This is a genomic window from Povalibacter uvarum, from assembly GCF_014202975.1.
In the GTDB taxonomy this organism is placed as follows: Bacteria; Pseudomonadota; Gammaproteobacteria; order Steroidobacterales; family Steroidobacteraceae; genus Steroidobacter; species Steroidobacter uvarum.
In genome coordinates this window covers 204,728-227,633 of the sequence record NZ_JACHHZ010000002.1, presented here as the reverse complement: position 1 = coordinate 227,633, position 22,906 = coordinate 204,728, and the positions used below count along the sequence as shown (strand labels likewise).

Below are 22,906 nucleotides of genomic sequence, written 5' to 3'. Positions count from 1 at the left end.
TAAAGTACGGTTGTCGGATTTTTTGACATACTCGCGCCCATCCATTTTTCTAGAAGACGCTGAGAAGGACAGATCGGAATGAATGAGCTCGAACTGACGGGACGAGCGCGTACGCATGTCGTCGAACTGAATCACCCGCGCTGCATACTGCACTACGAAGTCGCAGCGTCGTTTCTTGCGATGCGCGACGCGGCGGCTTATGACGGCATCGACCTGGCGGCCCGGTCGAGCTTCCGGGATTTCGAAACGCAGCTGACCATCTGGAACCGCAAGTGGAATGGCGAGCGGCCGATGAACGACCGCAACAGCCAGCCCATCGATCGCAGCACGCTGGCCGATATCGATGTGGTGGACGCGATTCTCTGGTGGTCCGCAATTCCGGGCGGAAGCCGGCATCACTGGGGCAGCGACATGGACGTGATCGATGCCGCGGCGGTGCCGGAGGGATATTCCGTTCAGCTCGTGCCGGATGAATACAGCACGGGTGGCATCTTCAGCCGGCTGACGGGATGGCTGGATGCAAACATGCTCAGGTTCGGTTTCTTCCGGCCCTACCGCACCGATCGCGGCAGCGTCAGCCCGGAGCCCTGGCATCTGAGCTATGCCCCGGTATCGGTGTCCGCTCTCGAATCGTTCAGCCTGTCGATGCTGCGGCAGGTGATCGAGTCGAGCGCCATCGCCGGCAAGCCGCATGTCCTGGCGCGACTGCCGGAAATCTATACAAGATTCATGCTGGCAATCGACGGACCGAGATGATGTAAAACCGCGTGCGGGGCGGGGTCACTGCCTGCGCATGCGTTCCCGCATCGCGATGATGCTCTTGAGGAACGTGCGCGGCATCCAGCGCTTGAATCGCCACAGGGCACGGGCGGATGCAGGCAACACTATGTAAGTCTCGCCCGCGCCAGCCAGCGTGAGTACATCACGCGCCACATCGACGGATGTGTAGCCCGACTGATCCATCACCTGCTCGGCGAGAGAACGTGCCTCGGCGCTGCCGCGGAACGAATCGAGCAATCCGCTCTTGAAGTAAGTGGGCATCACGACGGACACCTGGGTTCCGGACGGGCGCAGCTCATTGCACAGAGATTCGCTGATCGAGAGCACCGCGGCCTTGGTCGCGTTGTACGAGACCATGCCCGGCGCCGACGCGAACGCCGCGGCACTCGCGACGTTGATGAGCAGGCCGCTGCCATTGCGCTGCAGGTGGGGAATCGCCGCGCGACAACCGTGGACGACACCCATCATGTTGATGCTGATGATCCACTGCCAGTTGTCGAGCGTCGTTTCCATCAGTGTGCCCGCGCATGCGACGCCCGCGTTGTTGATCATCAGATCGAGCCCGTCGCGCCCCGTCGCGAAAGTGTTCACGGCTACAGTCAGTTCATCGGCGTGCGTGACGTCTCCCGGGTAAGCGACGACCGAAACGCCCGCGGAGGAGAGCTGCTCCTCGACCGTCGCGAGTCGCGAAAGATTGAAGTCGAAGAGACCGAGCGACCAGCCGTCTTTGGCCAGCGCTTCGGCCATGGCGAGGCCGAGGCCGCTGCCGGCGCCCGTGATGAAGGCGCGTTTGCGGGGAAAGCGGCTGGCCAGGCGGGGAAACTGCGACGTCATGATGGCTTGTAGTTGTCTTCGAAATGCCGGGGCGCGAAGAGTAGCGGCTGTTGCCGTTGCTGCGATAGTCGGGAATCAGGCGAGAAAGCGTTGAGCGAACAACGCAGCCCAGGCCGCACCCACGGTGAGCACGATCCCTGGCGCAAGCTCGAATCCATATCGCTTGTCGCCCAGCGAGAAGGCGACGACGGTCTTGCTCGCGGCGTTCGTCGTCACGCCGACGAGAACTGCAATGGCAGCCATCTCGAGCCCCACTTGCTCATTGGCTGCCAGCGACGCGGCGGAGATGGCGGACGCGTGGGCATCGCCGAGTCCGGCAAGCGCACTCGCCAGCAGGAGTCCACGCTGGCCGAGCCATTCCGTGAGAACGGCGGATGCAACGAGAGCCGCACCGATCACCGCGACGAAGATCAGCGCCGTCTTGGGATTGAAGGGCCTGCCGGCCGGACCGTGCGGCTCGCCCGAGTCCTTCGCGCTTCGCCACGTGAACAGCGCCGCATAGAGAATCGCCATCAGTCCGCCCGCGATCAGCGGCAGAGCAAGATGCCGCAGCAGCGGCAGGCTCACCAGCCCGATGACGATCGCGAGCTGGATGATCGTTGCCACGGAAGATGCGGCGGCTCCGGCAATCGCGCCTCGTCGCAGCTGCGGTTGTTCTTTCGCGCGAGCTCCCATCGCGCCGATCGTCGCGGTGCTGGAGACGAACCCGGAGAACAGGCCGGCCAGCGCGAGGCCCAGCTTCGGGCCGAGTACCCGAACGGCTACGTAGCCGACTCCGTTGATTGCCATGACTGTCACGGCGAGAGCCCACAACTGGCGCGGCTTGATCACTCCCCAGGGGTCGACCGCTTCTTCGGGCGTCAGGGGCAGCACAATCAGGGCGGCCGCCGCCAGCAGCAGTCCGTCACGGATCTCCTGATCGGTGAGCGTGTTGTGAATCAAGTGATGCAGCTTTGTGCGCGAGGCCAGAAGGATCGCGATCGTCACCGCGAGCGCGGCGGCGATCTGTGGTTCACGCATCGACATACCGCCGAGCAGGAAGACGGCGACCTGCGCGATTTCACTGGTCATCCCGGGATCGTGTTCGCGAGTGCGGCGATATCCGACGGCAATGAGCAATCCGACCAGGACACCGAAGGCGATGAACGTCGCTTCGCCGCCGACCAGCAGGCTTACGGCGCCCGCCAGCGATGTGAGCGTGAACGTTCGTACGCCCGCTGCCGCGCGGGTTTCCTCGGTAGCGTTCTTGCGCTCGCGCTCGATGCCGATCAGCAGACCGATGCCGAGGGCGACCGCGAGGCGGATGAACGTCTGATCGATGAGAGGCATGAAGGAAGGCTAACCGGCCGAGGCCCGGTCGGCCAGCGTGGGGACGCGGGTGAACTTGAGCGAGGGCGATCCCGGCGGATCGCGCTTCAGCCCTTCCACATCTGCTTGATGTGTCCCAGGACCAGCGAACGAATGTTCTGGACCGGATTTTTTTCCCAGGTGAAGCAGGGCGGATCACGGCGCAGCATCGGCCAGCTGCCGGTGCGGAGCACTTCGCTCAGGTAGTCCAGGTTGGCCTGGATCGCTTCCATGTAAGGATTGCGGCCGTTGAACAGCACTTCGAGATGCTGGTAGAGGCTCGCGAACTCGCCATCGAGCCGCGTGCGGCGCACGTCTTCGACGAACTCCGGTGTCTGGCGCAGCACGTCGAGCCCCGAGCGGTACTTCACCGAAGTATTGCCGGCCTGGTCGCTCGGCATGGCGATGCCGCCGAGCACGAATTCGGGATAGAGGCGGTCGCGACACTTCTCGAGATAGCAGCGATCCGACATCTGCGCGATGAGGTCGCCCGTACCGACGATGTGACCGACGATGCGGTCGCGGTTGTCGTCGAGGCGGATCTGGTCGAACTGCACTTCGTAGCCGGTGAAATGCACGACCTTCGTTGCCACCGGCACCCACTGCGCCATGCCGATCGTCGGCAGGTAGCGGCCGATGAACTGGGCGCTGCGGCTGACGTGGCTCAGCGTGAATTCGGCGCCGTTGCGATGAGTCTGATCGTCGGTCTGGCGGATGTAGCCGGCGTCATGGAACAGGGCGATGACGACCGCGAGGATGGCGCGTTCCGGACCGAGCCGCTCTTCCGCGATGTGGCTGCGATCGTAACCGACGACGAGACGTGCAACCGCCAGCGTGCCATCGAGCGAATGTTGCAGATCGTGATAGACCGTGTCGCAGCCGTAGTAGCCAGGAAACTGGCCGTTGAACAGCCGCTCGAAATCGCGAAAGGCGGTCTCGATCCGGTCGAACGGATAGTGCGGCCATTGCTGGCGATAAAGATCACTGACCGCGCGGCGCACGGCTTCCGCCGAGCTCACCTGCACGGTGTTCGTGACATCGAAATCGCTGCGACGGTACTGCATGCTCGTGTTGGCCGCGGCGCGCGGGATACAGGAAAAAGGCGCGTTGCGGATCAAGCGAGTCTAGCCGCTCGAAACCGTTTGTCCATGTCGGAAAAGTTGCCAGCCGACACCCCGAATCCAGCGGAAAAACACGGATTTATGCCGAAAAAGCGAGGCTCTCGAAGCGGCCGGTTCGAGCCCCCGCGGCCCGCGCCGGGCGTCGCGATTCTTCGCCAATGTGACGGGGATCACACATTTACGTGAGGGCCGCTTTCGGACGATCAGACAGGTGCGCAAGCGCAGCTTCGGGCAGAGCCTGAGCGGCGACTCCTCCTGCGCAGCAGCTGAAAGTTTTTCCTCGCCCCGTCAGCGGCGGGCTGCAGCGAAGTGCGGATCGCTCAGCTTCATCTCCGTCACAGACCCGTACTTCCGCAGGCCTTCGCGCAGGACCGCGGCCTGGCCGACGACGACCAGCATGACGTTGTCGGAGCTGGGGAAGTTCTCGCGGATCATCCGCTGAGCATCATCCGACGTGACAGCCCCCAGCGATGCTGCATAGCCGTCGATGTAGCCGCGGTCGAGCTTGTAGAACTCGAGGTCGGTCAGTGCGCTGGCCCACTCGTTGGTCGTTTCCAGCGCGAGCGGGAACTGACCCTGAACATAGGTCTTGCCCGAGGCGAGCAGGGCCGGTTCGATCCGCTCGTTGTGCAGCCGGTCGAGAACGCTGAACGCAAGATCGATCGCCTCGAAGGTGGTCTTCGTCTGCGTGTACGAGCTCATCTGCCAGGGGCCGGGCTGAGTAAACCGGTCGAACCGCGAGCGGGCACCGTAAGTGAGGCCGGTGCGAATGCGCAGCTCGCTGTTCAGCATCGACGTGAACCGCCCACCGAAGAGCGTATTCACGACATCGAGCGCAGCGCGATCGCGGTAGCTCCTCGCGACGCCGACATTGCCGGCCCAGAAATACGACTGCACTGATTCGGGCGCGTCGATGAGAAGCACGCGACGACCGGTGACCTTCGACGGGGCTGTGATGACGGGTAGCTCTGCTCCTGCCTTCCGCCAGCCGTTCAGCGCGCTCGTGAGGCTCTGCTTCATCGCGCCCGTTTTGAAGTCGCCGACCACGGCAAGGATCAATCGGTCGGCGCCGAACTGATCGCGATAGTGGCGCATGAGTGCGTCGTGCGTGGCCGCGGCGAGCCCGGCTTCACTGCCGATCGCGGGTTTGCCGTAGGGATGACCAGGGAACAGCGCGGCCTTGCCGTAGAGCGGAGTGAGCGACTCCAGTTCGGAATCCTTCGCGGCACGGATGAATTCGATCTGCCGGTTGCGCACCGAGTCGAACTGCGCGGCAGTCAATTGCGGCCGCTGCAGAACGTCCGAGAGCAATTCGACCATCAGCTTCTGATCGCGCGACAGGAATGATCCGGTGATCACGATGCCTTCCGTGCCGGCCGAAGCCGAAAGCAAACCGCCGACGGAGGCCAGCGTGTCCGCGAAAGTCGCCGCGTCGCGTTTGCCCGCGCCCTTTTCCAGCAGGTTCGCGAGCAGCCCCGACAGCCCCGCCTGGTCCTGAGGATCGACTGCGCTGCCGCCGCGAACCACGGCGTTGACGGCGATCAGCGGTACGTCGTGGCGTTCCATCAGGAGCAGGACGGCTCCGTTACGCAATTCGACGCGTTCGTACGGCGGCAGCTTTACGCCAGCCGACTGTGCGGCTGCCGTCATGCTGATGAGCGCGGTTACTCCGGCTACGAGCGATGCGAGCAATTTCACGAATCGCGGGGCACGCATCACTTGTTCTCCTCGTTCGTCGCTGCGCGCAGCAAGCCGACTGTTCGATTGCTTGGTCGCAGAATCTCCGCGGCCAGCTTCTTCACATCCTCGAGACTGACTTGTTCGTACGCACGAGGGGCTTCGAACAGCTTCTGATAGCCGCCGCGCATCACGGCATAAGTACCGAGCTGGTCAGCCTTGCCATCGATAGTCGCGAGCGCGCGCCAGAAATCGGCGATGACTTGGCTGCGGGCGCGATTCAGCTCCGCAGCAGTGACACCGTCCTTGCGAATGCGATCGATCTCCGCGTCGAGCGCCTTCTCCGCCTGGGCGACATCGCCATTGGAGGGCAGTGACAGGAACAGCCACGTCAGGCCGGGATCGAAACCCGCTTCCAGATAGCCGTCGGCCGAAATGGCGACCTTCTGCTCTTCCACGAGCGCGCGGTGCAGACGCGATGCATCGCCGTCAACGAGAATGCGCAGGAGCAGTTCGAGTGCGGGCAGGCGCGGATCGGAACCCGCGATGCTGTGATACGCGAATTGCAGCAGCGGCGTCTGTGCGTCAGCCTCGACCAGCACGCGTCGCTCGCCTTGCTGTTCGGGCTCCTTCGTGCGAATCGGCTCGGGCGGCGCCTGGCGCGGAATCGGTTCGAAGTATTTGCGGGCCAGCGCGATCACCTTTTTCGGATCGACGTCGCCGACGAGGATCATCGTGCAGTTGTTCGGCGCGTAGTGCGTGGCGAAGAATTTCTTCAGATCGTCGACCGTCCAGCCTTCGATATCCGAGGGCCAGCCGATAGTGGGAATCGAGTATGGATGCGCGACGTACGCCGTCGCCTGCACCTGTTCCATGAGACGGCCGGCATTGCTGTCGTCCACTCCCAGTCGCCGCTCCGAGTAGACGACACCTCGTTCGCTTTCGATGACCTTCGGATCGAAGGCGAGGTTGCGCAGCCGGTCGGCCTCGAGCTCGAACACGAGCTCGAGGGCATCACGCGGAAACCAGTCCTTGTAGATCGTCACATCGTTCGACGTGGACGCGTTGTTGTTCGCGCCGTTCGCTTCGAGCTCCTTGTCGAAACTGCCGGGCGGGCGCGTGCTGGTGCCGTTGAACATCATGTGTTCGAAGAAGTGCGCCAGACCCGTGATTCCGGGCACTTCGTTGCGGCTGCCGACCTTCACCCAGTTGTACAGGGCCACATTGGGAATGTCGGGATCGGGCCAGACGATGATCGTCATGCCGTTGCCGAGCGTGACCGTCTCTATCCGCTCGGCCCCCGGGATCTGGGCGTGCGCGACCGATGTCAGCAATAGCAACAGGAGCGACAGACGACGCATGGGAAGCCCCGGTAACGATGAAGGCTGCATCATAGCTGCGTCAGTGGCGGGCAAAAAAAACGCCGCCCGCGGGGAAGACGCTGGCGGCGTTGAATGCGAACCTGTTGCCTTCATTGGAAGAGCAAGGCGGTTCAGCGCACGCCTCGATGATTGCAAGGCATGTGCCATGGGTTCAGGGCCAAGCCAATCAGTGATTTACCCACGCGGAGCCCTTGGGCCGCGGTGACGAGGATTGTCACGTTCGGACACGATGGTGAAGCGGGGGCAGGGAATGACGCCGACTGGCGACGTTTCTGGTACACAACAAAACATCGCCAGAGTGAATAATTGCTTTTTGCAGCAGGAGAGTCTTCATGGCCGACAACCTTCGTCGCCGCGCGACCGACAAGATCGCGAGCAGTCCGACGTTCATCGGTGCCGGAACGACACTGACCGGCAACCTGAACTGCGAAGGCGACCTGATCGTCGGCGGCATCGTCATCGGCGACAGCAAGGTGCGCGGCGCTGTCACGCTGTCCGATGGCGGACGGTGGGAAGGACGACTGCAGGCGGCCAATGTCGTCGTCGCAGGGGAATGGCACGGCGAGATCATCGCCAGCGAGAAACTGGAGATCCGCAAAACCGCGCGCATCCACGGCGCTGTCACAGCGCGCAGCATCGCAATCGCCCAGGGCGCGGTGATCGAAGGTGAAATGGCTGTCACGAGCGGACAGCCCGTCATTCACTACGATGAGAAGCGGAAAGAGGACTGATCGACTCGTCGGCCCCGCGAACCGCAGTCGTCATTCCCGCGAAAGCGGGAATCCATGCCGTTGGACCAGATGGATCCCCGCCTTCGCGGGGATGACAGTCGTCGTGCCACCGACTGTCAACAGCCCGTCATTCCGTTGATCCATTGCGTCAGCAGCGCCACTCCCGCTGTGTCGATCTGATCCGATCCCACCGGCGGCATTGCGTTCGCGTCGCGGCGGCGGTTGACGCGATTCACGACGATCGAATTCGTCGCATTCCCTGGGGCGATCAGCCGGGCGGAGGCGCCGAGGCCCATGTCGCCGGCCTGAGGCGGCGCATTGCATGCATTCGTCTGCGCGAGTGGAGTCGTGTAGCGAAGATCCATCGTGCTCGGCGTCGGTCCGCCCTGACGATGACACTGCGAGCAGTTCGTATGCAGATAGGCTCGTGCACGATCGTTCAACGACGCGCTCGTATCGGCCGGATCCGGCATGCGCGGCTGGGCACCCGGATCGGTGATCGCGGGCGTCAGCGTCTGAATGTGGTTCAGCGTGAACAACTCATTCGCGGTGCGTCCGGTTTGCGGATAGAGGAAGTCACGATTGAGTTGCGCGGTCTCGAGGCCAAGTGAGCCGCCCGCCGCATTCGTGTGGCATTGAACGCACTGGCCCTCGCTCGGATAGATCCAGCGCTGGCCGTTGCCGATGTCGCGAGTCGTGCCGCCGGTAACGAGTGTCGCGTCAGTCTGTGCGTCGTTCCAGGCGTACGTGTAACCACCCCAACTGCTGTCGTTCGGATGGCGCATGAAGAGCCGCGTCTCGATGAGGCGCGTGCCCACCGTGAAATTCTTCATCAGGACCGTGCCGTTCGGAAAGTCCCAGTCATTGCTCGATTGAACGGTGATGTTCTGTCCGTCCGGCAGACCGATCCAGCGATTCTTGGTCGCGCCGTCGGACCAGAAAGGCGCGTTGATGGCGTAGGGAATGAGCCCGGCTGCGGGCTGTTTCGCATCGGACGCGCTCACGCAGCCTGTCGCGCTCAACGATGTTGGTACCGTGCCGCCGCCAGCGGGTGCCTGGAAGACGATGCGATGGAGCGAGTTGTAGTTGACCACGTACAACTCGCCGTCGTTACCTTCGCCGAACGACACGATGCTCAGACTGGTGTCAGCGAGTTGCGTCGGCGCGCGCGGTGCCTGCGGCGTTGCGCGTTCAGGCAGCCACGCCCAGATGCGACCCGAGCCCGAATCCCCGAAAAGATAGCGGCCCTTCAGCGTCGTGTTCTGCGGCCCGCGATACACGTAGCCGCCCGTGATGGCGGTGCCGAGCGAGTGATCGTATTCAGTCACCGGATCGATCAGCGCCGCTGAATCACAGCCCGTGGTTCCGGCGGAGTAGTCATGGGCGCCTTCGCGACAGCGCCACCCGTAGTTCCCGCCGCGGCCCACCGTGTTCACTTCTTCCCATTGGCCCTGTCCCACATCGGCGACCCACAGTTCGCCGCTGCCGCGATCGAAGCTCCATCGCCATGGATTGCGGAAGCCCCACGCGTAGATCTCTGGACAGTTGCCGCTCGAGCGGCCTTCGGGCGGGCAGCGACTGCCGGACGCGAAAGGATTATCGCTGGGGATTGCGTAAGGGGAGCTGCCGTCGACATCAATGCGCAGCATCTTGCCCAGCATCGTCGTGAGCCGCTGGCCGTTGCCGATCGAGCCGTGCTGATCGCCGCCGCCACCACCATCACCGAGGCCGATGTAGAGATAGCCGTCCGGTCCGAAATGAATGTCGCCGCCGTTGTGATTGTCCTCGGGCTGATTGACCGTCAGCAGTACCGTTTCGGTCGCGCCCAGCGCCGTTGCCGTGCTTGGGAACGAAGAGATGCGGGAGAGGAGCTGTCCTCCAACTCGCAGCGTGTACGACAGGAACACTCGATTGTCCGTCGGGAAGTCCGGATGGAACGCCATGCCGAGCAGGCCCATCTCGCCGCCGGAAGTCACCGGGATCATTCCGTACGTCGAGAAGTTGTTCAGGTTCGACGTGTTGAGTCGCTTGATCGTGCCGCCTTGCTCCACGACGTACCAGTTCGTGTTGTCGTTCGGTGCCTGCAGCATGGCGATCGATGAGCTGAAGGTCAGCGAGCTGAACGATTGCAGCTGGATCGAGCCCGAAGCGGGGCGATCCCATGCGCGGCAAGTGGTGTTCGATGGCCGCGTATCGAGCCCCGGCGTGCCCGGCGCTGGATCGGCTTGCGTCGTTGCGTTTGCTGCGGTCGATGCCGCCGATTCGTTGCCCGCCACGTCGAAAGCTCGCACGGTGTAACTGTACTGAGTACTCGCCGTCAGTCCCGTGTTCGCATAAGTCGTCGCGGGCGCGGTGACTGTCGCCAGCGCGGTTGCCGAGTTATCGCGATAGATTCGATAGCCGCTGAGGCCGGAGCCGCCGGTGTCGGTCGATGCGGTCCAGCTCAGATCGATACGCGAGTTGCTCGCTGCCGTCGCGCTCACATTCCCGGGAACACTGGGTGCTGCCGTGTCTGGCGGCGGCGGGGGTGGCGGATCGGAATCAGAACCGCCGCCTCCTCCACATCCCTGCAGGACCCCCACGAGAATCACGCCGACCAACCATCGGACCGAGCGATCGAGATGCACGATGTTCATAGGGGTATGTGGTTCTTATACGTGAGCCCGGGTCGGGACATACCAGACGCTGCGGCAAATGCGTAGCTGTCGGTGAACGCATACGCACGCCCTTCGGGTCCGCGCCACGGACTGCTGCTCAAGGTTAAGATGCGACGAAGTCCCGTTGACCGTGGGCATGGATGTCGACACTCCTCCAACGTATTCCCGATCTGATCGCTCATCGCGGCAACGCAGCGGAGTACCCCGAGAACACGCTGCCGGCGTTGCGTTCTGCGCTCGATCTGGGCATTCGACATATAGCATTCGACGTGCAGCTCTCGGCGGATCGTCAGCCGATCCTGCTGCATGACTCCGATCTCAAGCGCACGGCGGGCATCGATCGTCACGCGCTCGAGATGAGCCTCGACGAACTCGGCGAGGTTTCGGTCAACGAGGAATCGCGCTTTCAGAAGCGCTTCACTGACGTGGGGATTCCGACGCTCGCGCAAGCAGTCAGCTTGCTCGAATCGCATCCGGCCGCCACAGCATTCGTACAGCTCAAGCGGGCCAGCCTGAGGGCCTTCGGACACGAAGCGGTCGTGCGCCGCGTGTCCGAGGTACTGAAACCCGTCGTGCGTCAGTGCGTGCTCATTTCCGCGGACCTTGCAACGGTTCATCACCTGCGGCAGGTATCGTCGTACCGCGTCGGCTGGATCCTTCCCGACTACAGCACGCTGTCCGCGCTCAAATGCGAGTCGCTGGCGCCGGACTACGTGTTCTGCGATCACCAGTTGCTGACGCAGAACAATGCCCGCTTGTGGCGCGGTCCCTGGCGATGGGCGATCTACGATGTGAATTCATATCGTCAGGCGCTGGAGCTCGCCTCGCGCGGCGCACGACTCGTGCAGACGATGGAAGTGCGGCGGATGCTGCGGGAGTTCCGGGGCTTGCAGACGCGACCGGCCGCGGGGGAATGAAGTGAGCTGACGGTTTGCCCGTCACCCGCATATCAGCTTGGCCACCTGCCGGTCCGCCCAGCTCTCCGCATTCAATCGGTCCATGAATCCGCAATGACCGCCACCGGGGATCTCGTGAACGTGCAGGTGCTTCGTTCGCGCCAGGTCCTTGAGATCGCGTGCGGGAATGATCGGGTCGTTCATCGCAAACAGGATGTGGCTCGGGACCTCGAGCGAGGCCATCACATCGCCGGTGATCGCGTAACCGTTCAGATACGCATCGAGACTCCCGAACTCGCTGTAACGCTCCACCATCACCTCGGTCATCGTGCGGATGTTCGACTGCGACAGGATGGAACGGAAATCGAAGCGCTTCGGGAAGAGCTTCTGCTTGAGCTTCAGCGAGCGCTTCCACTTGCCGATGAAGTACTGCTGATAGATGAACGGGCCGTTCTCGAGGATCTCCATCGTGCTGTGCGGCCGAAGCACCGGGCAGATGCCGATGGCGCGTTCCAGTTTGAGTCCCGCTTTCGGCGCACGGGTCGCAGTGCGCAGCGCGAAGTTCCCGCCCAGAGAAAAGCCGGCAACCGACAGTCGCTGATCGGAGTGTTCCTGCTGCAGCGAACGAATCGCGCCGACGACTTCGTCCAGGCGGCACGAATGAAAGATGTCTTCGTTGAGATGATGCGTAGGACCGTGGTCGCGGAAGTTCAGGCGGAAGATGTCGCAGCCGCGATCGAACAGGTAGCTGCCGAGCGAAAGCACGTACAGCGAATCGGCACTGCCTTCCCATCCGTGCAGAAGCACCACCAGATCCTTCGCCGGCGCGTGACCTGCCGCTGCACGGCTCGAATAGTGACCCATGAGGCGCACACCGTCGCCGCAATCGAGGATCTGATCCTTCGAGCACGCGAGCAGATGTCGTGCGCGACGCGCGAGCAGCGGACGGCGGAGCTTCAGGCTCGGCAGAATCGACTGCAGGTGCGCGTTCGCGAGCCAGGCCGGGGGGCTGAAGCCGTGTGTATCGTCGAGCGTCGTCGGTGTAGGCAGGGGAGCGCTGAGACTATCGGTCATGCGTCGAGTCGGATCTGCGATGAGCCCGGCAGCGAGGTGACGAAATCGGCGCCCATGAGCAGGCCGGGCGTGATGAATCCAGGAGCGGGCTGTGTTTCCAGGACCCGGCTGATGATACCCAGCGAAGATGCAATAGTCAGTGCGTAGCCGTTCGCGGTCACTACGCGCGCGGCCACCGTCTTGCCCGCCGCATTGCGCGCCTCGCCCCACACGAAGCTCGGATTGCTGTCGCGCTGCGCCTGATTGGGCGGCTGCAGGCGTCGGTCGATGCTGTACTTCGCGAGCCATTGCACGAATCTTGTGCGCAACACGCCCCGGAACAGATTGGTGCGGCGCATCTGGGCGATCGCCTTCGGCGTCGATGCGGTGAAGACTTCGATGTTCGGAATGCCGGTCGTGTAATACGCCGTGCTCACATCACCCCAGGGAATTCCGACCGCGAGTCTTTCGCCGTTCCCGAAATCGATACGCCGCGTCTGCGAGGCCAGGGGAACGCTGACGATGGTGCCGTCGCGACGGACCTTCGCTCCGTCGGTAGCCATTTCGACCGTCGTCTTCGCGGTGCCCTTGCTCAGCCCGGATCTGCTGTCGAAGCCGAGCGCAAGATGCGTCGCGTCGGGAAGCGCCTGCTTGAGTGCCAGAGCCAGGCAGTCGGTGGGCACTACGTCGAAGCCGACACCTGGACACATGAGGATTCCCGAGCGCCGCGCTTTTTCGTGCACGCTGTGGGCGAGCTCGAACACGGGGATCTCGCCGGTGATATCGAAGTAGTGAACATGCGTGGCGAGGCAGCCCTGCATCATCGAGCGCGCGGTGGCGGAGAAGGGTCCCGCGCAGTGCAGCACCGCAGCGACATTCGACAGTGCACCGACGAGCGCTGTGTGATCCTCGAGGTCGAAGACGGCACTCGGGCAGCCGAGTTCGGCGGCCAGCTTCTCGATTTTCTGTTTCGACCGGCCGGCGAGCAGCGGCTTCATGCCGCGCCGCACCGCTTCACGTGCGATCAGTTCGCCGGTGTAGCCGTTTGCGCCGTAGAGCAGCCAGGGTGGCATGAGGTTGCGTTACTGCGCGGCGCTCGCCACGAACTCCACGCGATTGTTCTGGGCGGCGATCCTGTTCCACTCGCCCGCCGTGGTCTTCGTCAGTGTGTCGCCTTCGGGATACGGAACTGCTGGCGTGCGGCCGCCATGCGTGACTTCCACGCTGAGCGCGTTGCCCGTCTGTTGCGGAATGCTCGTCACGAGGTTCGCAAATGGCAGCGACTGGCGCTGAGCGGAGGTGAGGCTGTCGTCGAACGGATTGCCGATCAGGTCGCAACGCTTGACGGGCAGGTCATCGGCCGCGATCGAGTAGCCTTCGATGCCATTGCCGGTCAGGCAATACTCGCCGGCAAACGACGAGGCAACGACCTTGCCTTTGAATCCATCGGTGCGCAGCTTCTCGATCAGCGTGCGCAGATGCTCGAGCCGGGCACCTGCGAGCGGCGTTTCGCCGTACGGCACCAGTTCGCGATCCGCTGCGTTCGTGATCGCGGTCGTCACAGCCTGCGCGAATTCCGCGGTCGTCGGGCGAGCTGCGGCGAGTGCAGTGAGTTGCGCCTGCTGCTCTTCGGCGATCGCGGCGAGGCGCGTGTAGGACTGTGTAAGCGCTCGTGTCGAGCGCAGCGTTTCCAGGTAAAGCACTGACAGAACGATCGTAGGAATCAGCGCTACCGCTGCAACGGCCGCCAGCAGGGGCCAGCGCGACGGTGCGGGAGCGGGTTCCGGTGCGCGTTCTGGTGCTGCAACCGGCGTTGCCGAATCCGTCGCGGCAGGTTTGTCCGACGCGATCTTTCGCGTCAGGACTTCCATGCTGGCCGCGATATAGCGTCGCAGTTCTGCGTTGTACTCGCGCAGCGCCGGTGCCATCGCATTGCGAAGGGCTGTCTCGACTTCGCCCACCTGGGTCCGCGTCTCGCGCTCGACCTGCACGGCCGGCTGCGACCCGGTTCGGAGCGCGGCAGCGGGTGTTCGTGCCGGCATCGGCTGTGGCGCTGGCGTAGGTGCTGGTGCGCGAGGGGCGTCGTTGTCTTCGGACTCGAAAAGATTGCTGCGACCTTCGCGGCGCTCCGGCAGCAGATGGAGCTGATACAGCACTCGCGACACATCCCCGGGCTTGACCGTCTTGGGCAACACGCCCACCGCTCCGAGCGCCCGTGCCTGGCTCACGTACAACTCGCCCTCCTGGGACGTGTACATCATGACCGGGATCGTCGCCGTGTCGGGATTGCTCTTGATGGCCTGAATCGCCTGGAAGCCGTCCATGCCGGGCATCAAGTGGTCCATGAAGACCACGTCGGGCCGGTTCTGCCGCAGGTATTCGAGGGCCTGCTCGGCCGACTCGGCTGCATCGACCTGCAGATCGTAGGCTTCCAGCATCCGGCTCAGGATGACGCGGGCGGAGCGGGAGTCGTCCACGATCAGGGCGCGCTTGGTTGTCATTTTCTCGGAAAGCGGATGGCGGATAGCGGATGGCCGATAGGGTAAGCGGTGTAGTGATCGGGCTCAATGGAGGCGGCGGTTGGAGCGCGTCGCGCCTAGTCACTATCCGCTATCCGCCATCTACTTCCGCAGGCGTATCCTGCCCAGGCGTGAGGATGACGCGAGAATGACGGGAGGATGGCAACGATGGCGTACTCCACCGCGGACATTCGCAACATTGCCCTGGTCGGGCAGGCCGGGGCGGGCAAGACCCTCCTCGCGGAGAGTCTGCTTGCGCAGTCCGGCGCCATCCGCGGTCGCGGCAGTCAGGAGCGCGGCTCCCTCGTCTGCGATTTCGATCCGCAGGAACGACAGATCGGTCATTCGCTCGATGCGGCGATCGTCAATTTCGAAGCCGTCGGCCGTCGCGTTCACCTGATCGACACCCCTGGCTATCCCGACTTCGCCGGTCGAGCGCTCACCGTCCTCGAAGCAGTCGAAACGGCGGCGATCGTCGTCAGCGCCGTCAACGGCATCGAGCCGATGACGCAGCGGATGATGGACTTCGCCCGCGATCGCGACCTGTGCAGGCTCATCATCATCAACAAGATCGACAGCCGCGACGCGCAGTCGGAACGCGTGCTGGCCGATCTGCGCGAAACGTTCGGTCGCGAATGCCTGCCTCTCAACCTGCCGTGCGACAACGGTCGCGGCGTCGTCGATTGTTTCTTCAAGCCCGGCGCCGCCAAAGCGGATTTCTCTTCGGTCGAGACCGCGCATACGCAGATCATCGACCAGGTCGTCGAAGTCGACGAAGCGCTGATGGCGCTGTATCTCGAGCAGGGTGAGGAGCTCACCCCGGAGCAGCTACACGACCCTTTTGAGCGCGCCCTGCGCGAGGGCCATCTGATCCCGGTGTGTTTCGTGTCCGCCGAGACGGGCGCGGGCATTCCCGAACTGCTCGAGATCGTGGGGCGCCTGATGCCCAATCCGTTCGAAGCGAATCCGCCGCCCTTCCTGAAGGGAGACGGCGATGAAGCGGAACGCGTCCAGGTCACTCCCGATGCGGCGAAGCATGTGATCGCACACGTGTTCAAGGTCTGCATCGATCCCTTCGTCGGTCGCATGGGAGTCTTCCGCGTGCACCAGGGCACGATCCGCAACGGGTCGCAGCTCTACATCGGCGATTCGCGCAAGCCGTTCAAAGTCGCGCATCTGTATCGCCTGCAGGGCAAGGATCATGTCGAAGTGCCGCAGATGACGCCGGGCGATATCGGCGCCGTGTCGAAGATCGACGAGCTGCATTTCGATGCGGTGCTGCACGACTCGCACGACGAGGACAATTTCCATCTCAAGTCGATCAGCTTTCCGCCGGCGATGGCGGGCGTGGCCATCGAGCCCGAACGGCGCGGCGAAGAACAGAAGCTTTCAGACGCGCTGCATCGACTCGTCGCGGAAGATCCGTGCGTGCGCGTGGAGCATCACGCGAGCCTGAACGAAACTGTTCTCTACGGCATGGGCGATCTGCATCTGCGCGTGATGCTCGATCGCATGAAGGATCGCTACGGCGTGCAGTGCAAGACTCATACGCCGAGCATCCCCTATCGCGAGACCATCACCCGTCCCGCCGAAGGGCATCATCGACACAAGAAGCAGACGGGCGGCGCCGGCCAGTTCGGGGAAGTCTTCTTGCGTGTCGAGCCGCTCGATCGAGGGCAGGGATTCGAGTTCGTCGATGAGGTGGTCGGAGGTTCGATTCCGGGGCAATACATTCCAGCGGTCGAGAAGGGTGTTCGACAGGCGCTGAACGATGGCGTCGTCGCGGGCTTTCCATTGCAGGATCTGCGAGTGATCGTCTATGACGGCAAGCACCACTCGGTCGATTCGAAAGAGGTGGCCTTTGTCGCCGCCGGTCGCCGCGCATTCCAGAACGCGTTTCGCGATGCCAGTCCGATCATTCTCGAGCCTGTCGTGCGGCTCGAGATCACGGTGCCGAGTGCGAGCACGGGCGACATCACGGCGGATCTTGCGACGCGCCGGGGACGAATCAGCGGGAACAGCGCGTTAGGCGGTCAGCAGACGAGGATCAGTGCGCTCGTGCCGCTTGCGGAGATCAACGATTACCAGTCGAGACTCAAGTCGCTCACCGGCGGCGAGGGCAGCTTCACGATGGACCTGAGTCACTACGATCCGGTGCCGGCGCGCAAGCAGCAGGAGCTGGCGAAGGCTTACAAGACCGTGGACGAAGAATAGCGAGCGTCCGCTCCCTTCTTGCGAAGGGAGCGGACGGACTCGGGCGAGGTCAGGGCTTGCGGAACCGGTAGACGAACTGGTCCGTCTTGTGGCGGATCGACTCGTCGAACACGGACTTGGTGTGATCGTCCGCGGAGTTCGCCAGGATCGAGCTCTCCGCATCGAAGACGAGTCCCGCTGCTTCGAAGTCCTTTCTCACGAGCGCCGGATCGATGCGATGGAGCGAGTCGACGACGACCGCGGGATCGCTGCCGGCAACGGCGACATGGTCCACCACCACGACGATCGCGCCCGGCTTCAGCGCCGTTACGAGAGCGGCGAGCGACTTCGCCGGATCGGTCGGCGACCAATCTTTCGATTTCCAGTGCAGGTCGTGATACGACTGGACGAACAGCGCCGCGTCCAGCGAACCCGGTTCGATCGCGAGCGATTCCGGAGCACCTGTCACTGTTACTACGTTGCCGAGACGGTTGTTGGCGTAGCGCTTCGCCGGCGTATCGCCCGAGTACTTCGTGTACTCGGCATTGTTGTATGTGTAGACCCGACCCTCGGGTCCGACGAGCGTCGAAAGCAACTCGGTGTAGTAGCCGCCGCCGGCGAGATAGTCGACGACGTGCATGCCCGGCTGCACATTCATGAACGCAAGGACATCCGCGGACTTGCGCCAGGCGTCTTCACCAGCGTCTCCGGCGAAGCGCGAAGAATTCGACAGGGCGGCCTGGATCGCAGCGCTTTCGCCAGTGCTTTCGCTGGGAGCAGCCGCATGAGCGGCGGGAGGTGTTTCCGCAGCCGGCGGAGGCGGCTCCGAGCGGCTACAGGCAGTGAGTGCGAGCGTGATCGCAAGAGCGCAGGCGAGACGAGCGTTCATGTTTTCCCCCGGGCGATGGTGTCCAGTTGCTGGGCCAGTTTCAGCAGCTCCGCGCGCAGATGCTGGCGTTGCCGATCCGTGAAAGTGGCATCCAGCGAGGTTACTAGCTCGAGATAACGCTGGCGATTGCGTTGCGACTTGTCGTGATATTCCTGCGTCCACTGGTTGTCGGGCTTCTCCAGGAGGCGCTGGACGGCACCGGCGCGATCGTCCGCCGGCTTCTGCAATGCCTCGCGCAGGGAGCGTTGCCAGGCCTGTTGGCTGGCCAGCCATTCATCGCGTGTCGGCTCGACCTGCGCGGCCGCGGCGGTAATGAGCGCCTTCTGTTCGTCCGTGACGCTGCCTGCCCAGCGCTTGACGAAGCGAGTGAGCGACTTCGCCTGTTCGCGGTGCCAGTTCTCTGGTTTGCCTTCGTCGTCGCTGCGCTCGCGCGCTTTCTCTTCCATGTTGCGGACCAGTTCGTCCACCTGTTCGGGCGACAGGCTCAGCAGGAGCGTCGTCGCATCAGGCGTGGCCTTCTCGATGAGGTCGTCCCAGAAGCCCTGGAAGCGCTTTTGAGTCTCTTCGTAGCGCACTGGCGTGCCCGGCTGCATCACCTGGTCAGAAAGATCACGCAGGAAGCGCGAATAACGGTTGAGCTCGGACTGGCGATGCCAGGCGAGGGTTTGCGATAGCCAGTGCTGCAGCTGGATGCGCTGGCCGTCGGTCAGCGAGACCAGCGAGCCCAGGTACCACCCGGCGAGCGTGTCGAGCCGGTTGTAAAAGAAGCTTCCGGTGCAGGCCGCCAGCGTGAGCAGCAGCGTGCACACGCCGGCGACGCGGATCCGCTTCGCTCGCGATGACGTCAAGGTTCGGTCGCCCATGCGGTACTGTCCTGCTCAAACGCTGCCCGGCGCAAGGTCCGCCGCGGAATTGCCTGACTCCGAACGCATGGACCCGATTTACGGGTCCGGGTTCACGGACATCAATCCGGAAAGAACGCGAGTGGCCCGGACCGGCTGCGGGGGGAGGTACAGCGACGGTGCCGGGTCACCCGCGTTGCAAGCGGAGCGCGCATCGGAGCGATGCTGGACCCTCAGGAATGGCTATCGCTGTCATCCGTGAGCCCGGTCGAAGCGCGGCATACGAGGCGATAGGGCAGCCGCACCGGCTTCGGTGCCGGCTGGCTGCTCAGGACGCGCAGGAGAAGATCGGCGGCCGTGTAGGCCAGGTCGTAGCTCGGCTGATGGACGGTCGTGAGACGCGGCCACACGGTTCGCGCGATGTACGTGTCATCGAAACCGGCCACTGAGAGCTGATCCGGAACGGCGATGCCCATCTCGTGCGCCGCCATCAGAACGCCCGCCGCCATGTCGTCGTTGCTGGCGAAGATCGCCGTGGGCGGCTCTGGCATCGCAAGCAGCTGGCGAGCGGCATCGAGGCCCGACTCGAAGATGAAGAAGCCCTGCCGGACGTAGCTGGCTCGATACGCGATGCGATGCGCCTTCAACGCCTTGCGATAGCCGTTGAGACGCTGGCCGCTCGCGAAGTGTTCGGGGTGGCCCGAGATGAACCCGATGCGGCGATGCCCGAGGCCGATGAGGTAGGCCGTCATCTCATACGCGGCACCTTCATCATCCATGTCCGCGTACGGTGTGCGGTGACGCATCTTGTTCGGCGCCATGCGCACGAACGGTATCTCGCGACGATCGAGCGTACGGATCAGCTCGTTCGACTGACACAGCGGCGCTGTCACGATGAGGCCATCGACTCCTGTTTGATCGATGAGTCCGATGACGTCGCGTTCCAGCTCCTCGCCGCGGCCGCTGACCTGGTGCATCAGCAGCTGGAAGCGTCCCTCGCGGCAGCGCGCCATCGCACCGTGTTGCACATCCACCAGGTAATTGGCGCTGGGATTTTCGTAGATCAAGCCGATGAGATACGAGCGGCGGCCGGCAAGCCCGCGGGCCGACAAGCTCGGGTGATAGTTGAGCCGCTTGACGGTTTCCAGGATGCGCTCGCGCGTGTCCTGACGAACGTTGGGTTCGTTGTTCAGTGCACGCGATACGGTCTTGATCGCGACGCCGGCGGCCCGGGCCACATCATGGATCCGGGTCCGGCCATTCGATTCCTTCGGCACTCGACGCGTCCGAGCAAGGGCAGGCTTCACTGCTGGGCTTTACTGGCAGGTCACGGCGCCCTGAAGTCCCGTGTCGAGCCGCACGTTCGCAATGCCCAGCTGCAACGGACCCGCCGTCGACAGCACGATCGGTGCCGTGATCGCACGCATATCGGCCCCGCCTTGCTGGAAGCAGCTCAGCAGAATGCGCGCCTGCTGCCATTCCTTCTTGGGAGCGCGCTGGAGCTGATCTTCGATCTGGATGCTGCTCGCGCACTTGTTGGCACCGCCGTGGCATTCGACGCCGAGCGACACACCGCCAGCAGGCGCCGTGTCGACGCGATAGTCGAACACGAGCGACAGCTGTCCGTTGGCTTCGCGTTGCAGGTCGATCGGATCGTTGCGCTCGATGATGAAGCTGGCGGAGCCCGTGCCCGACCAGTTGAGCAGACGTGCGTCTTCCTGCGCGCCCCGGTCGATTGCTGTGATCTTCAGCGCGCCGTCCGCTGTTGCGCCAATTCCTGTCGGCAGCGGTTGGCGGCTCTGACCGTCTGCGAGCGCGATCGTCCAGCCATTCGCCGCGCGACCTGCGGAGAAGTACTCGCGTGTCGAGGCGACGTCGCGACGTTGTGCGACGGTTTCAGGCAGCGCGTCGAGCTCGCCTGTATCGCGATACGTAAGTCCGAAGCCGTATGCGAAGAGCGGCGCTTCCGTTCCACGCGTTTCAGTGACCTGTTCCGGCGTGCGCGGCCATGCGAAGGAGAGCCTGCCCTTGAAGTCATGGTTGGCGGTGCCGTCGTTCTTCGCGAAGAGCACGTCTGCGACGCCACCACCCTCGGTGCCTGGCAGCCACGCGGCAACGAATGCGTCCGATGCATTCAGCTCCGGATTGACCCACATTGGCCGACCCGAGAGGAATACGGAGACGACGGGCACGTTCGCTTCACGAAGCTTCCTGAGCAGCGCGAGATCCGCCTTGTTGCCGGGCTTGTACTCGAGCGTGTCGACGTCGCCCTGGAATTCGGCGTAAGGGTCTTCGCCGAACACGACGATGGCGACATCGGGTTTGCCTTTGACATCACCGTTGGCGCTCAGCGTGACCTTACCGCCGCCCGCCCTGACGGCCGAGCGAATGCCGGAATAGATCGATTCGCCGTTCGGGAAATTCGCGTTGGTCACGCCCGTGCCTTGCCACGTCAGCGACCAGCCGCCGCTTTGCTTCGCGATGTTGTCCGCGCCGTCGCCGACGACCAGAACGTTCATCGACGGTTTGAGCGGCAGCACATGCTTTGCGTTCTTGAGCAGCACCAGCGATTCGCGCACAGCCTGACGAGCGACAGACCGATGCTCGGGAGCACCGAGCAGGTTGAACTGACCGGCCAGCGGGCGCGACGAAGGTTTACCCGCTTCGAAAAGGCCGGCTCGCAGCTTCACTCGCAGGATGCGCCGAACGGCGTCGTCGAGGCGTGCCATCGGAATCTCACCCGAGCGTGCCTGCGCGAGCGTGTTGTCGTACAGCGCCCTCCAGCCATCGGGTGCCATGAACATGTCGAGTCCGGCATTGATCGTTGCTGCGCAGTTCGTCGTGGAGCAGCCATCGACCTGGCCGTGCGCATTCCAGTCGCCGACGAGGATGCCGTCGAAGCCGAAGCGGTCCTTGAGCACATCGGTGAGCAGTCCCTTGTGACCGTGCACCTTGGCGCCCTGCCAGCTCGAGAAGGAAGCCATTACAGATTGCGCGCCCGCGTTGATCGCGGCGGTGTAGCCGGCGGTGTGGATGTCACGCAGAACTTTTTCGCTCGCGCGATTGTCGCCCTGATCGCGTCCTTCGAAGGTGCCGCCGTCGCCGACGAAATGCTTTGCTGTCGTGATGACGTGCTTGCCCTTCAGAAATTCAGGTGATCCCGGTTCGCCCTGGAGCCCCTGGACCATTGCGCTCGCGTATTCGTGCACGATTTCGGGCTGCTCGGAGTACGACTCATAGGAGCGTCCCCAGCGAACGTCCTGCACGACGGCGAGCGTCGGTGCGAACGTCCATTCCTGGCCGCTGATTCTCGTCTCGATTGCAGTGACTTCGCCGATGCGCTTGATCAGTTCGGGATTGCGCGTCGCGCCGAGTCCGATGTTGTGCGGGAAAATCGTTGCGCCAACGATGTTGTTGTTGCCGTGAATGGCGTCCGAACCCCAGATGATGGGGATCGCCTTGTGACTGCCGCTCGTGTCCATGGACGCTTCGTAGAATGCGTCAGCGAGTTCGAGCCATTTCTTCGCCGGTGCGAGATCGTCGCCGTGAGGACCGGAGTTGCCGCCATTGAGCACGGAGCCGAGCCGATACTTGCGAACGTCGTCGGGGGTGACGCTGCCGATGTCTGCCTGGATGATCTGGCCGACTTTCTCCTCGATCGACAAAGACGCGAGCAGTGCTTCGAGACGAGCATTCAGCGCGGGGCTGTCCTGCACCGGTGGCGAGAGCTTCGGCCACTGTTCCGGATGGATGACGGCGGTTTCTTGCGCCGACGGAGTCGCGCCGTGAGTCGGCATCGCGTTCGTTTCCCGATCGCACCCTGCGAGCGCGCATGCGATAGCCACGGCTGTGCCCAGCGCGGCGCCGTGCCGGGCACGCTGAAGCCCAAGGTTCACCATCGTCCGATCCCCCGATGAAATATGTTGATCTGGCTGAGCCGGAAGGCCCGCAGGGTCAGAATCCCATGGATTTGACAGCGTTGTCA

Annotated in this window: 17 protein-coding genes; 4 read left to right on the top strand and 13 right to left on the bottom strand. The window is 63.5% G+C overall.

The window, feature by feature from the left end; all coding sequences use genetic code 11:
• The first annotated feature begins 78 nt into the window (after positions 1–78).
• Complete coding sequence (locus tag HNQ60_RS07260; RefSeq protein WP_184330377.1) at positions 79–756, top strand: M15 family metallopeptidase; 678 nt, start codon at positions 79–81, stop codon at positions 754–756.
• A 24-nt stretch (positions 757–780) separates the two neighbouring features.
• Here HNQ60_RS07260 and HNQ60_RS07255 read toward each other — a convergent pair whose 3' ends face one another.
• The 5 genes from HNQ60_RS07255 to HNQ60_RS07235 form a co-directional block, all read right to left on the bottom strand.
• Positions 781–1,614 carry an SDR family NAD(P)-dependent oxidoreductase gene (locus tag HNQ60_RS07255; RefSeq protein ID WP_184330376.1) on the bottom strand — a complete coding sequence of 278 codons (834 nt, stop codon included), beginning with the start codon at positions 1,612–1,614 and terminating at the stop codon, positions 781–783.
• A gap of 75 nt (positions 1,615–1,689) precedes the next feature.
• On the bottom strand, positions 1,690–2,943 hold the full coding sequence (locus HNQ60_RS07250; protein WP_184330375.1) for an MgtC/SapB family protein: 1,254 nt from the start codon (positions 2,941–2,943) through the stop codon (positions 1,690–1,692).
• A gap of 86 nt (positions 2,944–3,029) precedes the next feature.
• Positions 3,030–4,025 carry an HD domain-containing protein gene (locus tag HNQ60_RS07245; protein WP_184330374.1) on the bottom strand — a complete coding sequence of 332 codons (996 nt, stop codon included), beginning with the start codon at positions 4,023–4,025 and terminating at the stop codon, positions 3,030–3,032.
• Positions 4,026–4,370: 345 nt separating this feature from the next.
• Positions 4,371–5,798 carry a M16 family metallopeptidase gene (locus HNQ60_RS07240; RefSeq protein WP_184330373.1) on the bottom strand — a complete coding sequence of 476 codons (1,428 nt, stop codon included), beginning with the start codon at positions 5,796–5,798 and terminating at the stop codon, positions 4,371–4,373.
• Positions 5,798–7,120: a M16 family metallopeptidase gene (locus HNQ60_RS07235; RefSeq protein ID WP_184330372.1), complete on the bottom strand. Its 1,323-nt coding sequence runs from the start codon at positions 7,118–7,120 to the stop codon at positions 5,798–5,800. The genes HNQ60_RS07240 and HNQ60_RS07235 overlap by 1 nt, the downstream gene beginning before the upstream one ends.
• A 353-nt stretch (positions 7,121–7,473) precedes the next feature.
• Between HNQ60_RS07235 and HNQ60_RS07230 the strand changes: the two genes are divergently transcribed.
• Positions 7,474–7,872, top strand: a complete 399-nt coding sequence (locus tag HNQ60_RS07230; RefSeq protein ID WP_184330371.1) for a bactofilin family protein — start codon at positions 7,474–7,476, stop codon at positions 7,870–7,872.
• A gap of 116 nt (positions 7,873–7,988) precedes the next feature.
• Here the strand turns inward: HNQ60_RS07230 and HNQ60_RS07225 are convergent, their stop codons facing one another.
• Positions 7,989–10,508, bottom strand: a complete 2,520-nt coding sequence (locus tag HNQ60_RS07225; protein WP_184330370.1) for a PQQ-dependent sugar dehydrogenase — start codon at positions 10,506–10,508, stop codon at positions 7,989–7,991.
• Between the two features lie 161 nt (positions 10,509–10,669).
• Between HNQ60_RS07225 and HNQ60_RS07220 the strand changes: the two genes are divergently transcribed.
• Positions 10,670–11,446 carry a glycerophosphodiester phosphodiesterase family protein gene (locus HNQ60_RS07220; RefSeq protein WP_184330369.1) on the top strand — a complete coding sequence of 259 codons (777 nt, stop codon included), beginning with the start codon at positions 10,670–10,672 and terminating at the stop codon, positions 11,444–11,446.
• A gap of 21 nt (positions 11,447–11,467) precedes the next feature.
• Here the strand turns inward: HNQ60_RS07220 and HNQ60_RS07215 are convergent, their stop codons facing one another.
• Genes HNQ60_RS07215 through HNQ60_RS07205 form a run of 3 tightly spaced genes read right to left on the bottom strand, consistent with a single transcriptional unit; the run spans position 11,468 to position 14,979 of the window.
• Positions 11,468–12,499: a YheT family hydrolase gene (locus HNQ60_RS07215; protein ID WP_184330368.1), complete on the bottom strand. Its 1,032-nt coding sequence runs from the start codon at positions 12,497–12,499 to the stop codon at positions 11,468–11,470.
• A complete protein-coding gene (locus tag HNQ60_RS07210; protein WP_184330367.1) occupies positions 12,496–13,551 on the bottom strand; it encodes a saccharopine dehydrogenase family protein in 1,056 nt (351 codons plus the stop codon). The genes HNQ60_RS07215 and HNQ60_RS07210 overlap by 4 nt, the downstream gene beginning before the upstream one ends.
• A gap of 9 nt (positions 13,552–13,560) precedes the next feature.
• Complete coding sequence (locus HNQ60_RS07205) at positions 13,561–14,979, bottom strand: response regulator (RefSeq protein WP_184330366.1); 1,419 nt, start codon at positions 14,977–14,979, stop codon at positions 13,561–13,563.
• A 186-nt stretch (positions 14,980–15,165) separates the two neighbouring features.
• Here HNQ60_RS07205 and fusA point away from each other — a divergent pair, with 186 nt between their 5' ends.
• A complete protein-coding gene (gene fusA / locus HNQ60_RS07200; RefSeq protein WP_184330365.1) occupies positions 15,166–17,211 on the top strand; it encodes an elongation factor G in 2,046 nt (681 codons plus the stop codon).
• 49 nt (positions 17,212–17,260) lie between these two features.
• Here the strand turns inward: fusA and HNQ60_RS07195 are convergent, their stop codons facing one another.
• The 4 genes from HNQ60_RS07195 to HNQ60_RS07180 all read right to left on the bottom strand — a co-directional run bounded on the left by HNQ60_RS07195 (position 17,261) and on the right by HNQ60_RS07180 (position 22,820).
• On the bottom strand, positions 17,261–18,079 hold the full coding sequence (locus HNQ60_RS07195; protein ID WP_184330364.1) for a class I SAM-dependent methyltransferase: 819 nt from the start codon (positions 18,077–18,079) through the stop codon (positions 17,261–17,263).
• Positions 18,076–18,942, bottom strand: a complete 867-nt coding sequence (locus tag HNQ60_RS07190; protein WP_184330363.1) for a DUF6279 family lipoprotein — start codon at positions 18,940–18,942, stop codon at positions 18,076–18,078. The genes HNQ60_RS07195 and HNQ60_RS07190 overlap by 4 nt, the downstream gene beginning before the upstream one ends.
• Positions 18,943–19,154: 212 nt before the next feature.
• Positions 19,155–20,159 (bottom strand): LacI family DNA-binding transcriptional regulator, encoded by a 1,005-nt coding sequence (locus tag HNQ60_RS07185; protein ID WP_322096846.1) that lies wholly within the window; start codon positions 20,157–20,159, stop codon positions 19,155–19,157.
• Positions 20,160–20,237: 78 nt separating this feature from the next.
• Complete coding sequence (locus HNQ60_RS07180) at positions 20,238–22,820, bottom strand: glycoside hydrolase family 3 protein (RefSeq protein WP_184330362.1); 2,583 nt, start codon at positions 22,818–22,820, stop codon at positions 20,238–20,240.
• Between the last annotated feature and the right edge of the window lie 86 nt (positions 22,821–22,906).